The following is a 645-nucleotide window of genomic DNA, read 5'->3' on the forward strand; positions in this document are numbered from 1 at the left end:
ACCGGCCCAACGCCGCACCAGCTCCGGCGTCGGTGCCGAACCGGCGGTCAGCAGCTTCATGCCGGCCGGTGCCAGCGCCGGATCCAGCTGTTGCAGATAGGCCGGCGGCAAGGCCGCGAAGCCGATCTGCTGTTCCAGCAGATACGCCTGCAGGCGCTGCGGGCTTTGAATCGTCTCCTCGTCCAGCAGGTGCAGCTCGGCGCCGCCGAGCAGGCCGGCGAAGATCTCGCCTGCCGATGCGTCGAAGGTGTACGGCGCGAACTGGGTCATGCGCACGCCCGCCGCGAGCAAGCCGGCATCGCGGCACCAGCAGCAGAAGTTCACCACGTTGCGGTGCGAGACCTGCACGCCCTTGGGCGTGCCGGTCGTACCGGAGGTGTAGATCACGTACGCCAGCTGCGTGGCCTCCATCCCCGCCAGCGCCGGAGCGTGATCGGCATGCGCCGACAGCGCCTCGGCCATTGTCTCCAGGCGCGCCAGCGGCACGCCCGGCGCATCCGGCACCTGCGCGCTGGCATCCGCGATCAACAGCGCCGGCTGCGCGTCCTCCAGCATGAACGCCACACGCGCCCACGGCAGATCCGGTGCCATCGGCACATAGGCCGCGCCTGCTTTCAGCACGCCGAGCAGCGTTTCCACCATCGC

Annotated in this window: 1 protein-coding gene; it reads right to left on the reverse strand. The window is 70.1% G+C overall.

Going from position 1 to position 645, the window contains the following annotated elements; translation table 11 throughout:
• Positions 1 to 645: AMP-binding protein (locus PIQ37_RS20635; RefSeq protein WP_342074897.1), on the reverse strand; the 645-nt coding region annotated here is incomplete at both ends.

Source organism: Xanthomonas protegens, assembly GCF_038442435.1.
GTDB lineage: Bacteria > Pseudomonadota > Gammaproteobacteria > Xanthomonadales > Xanthomonadaceae > Xanthomonas_A > Xanthomonas_A sontii.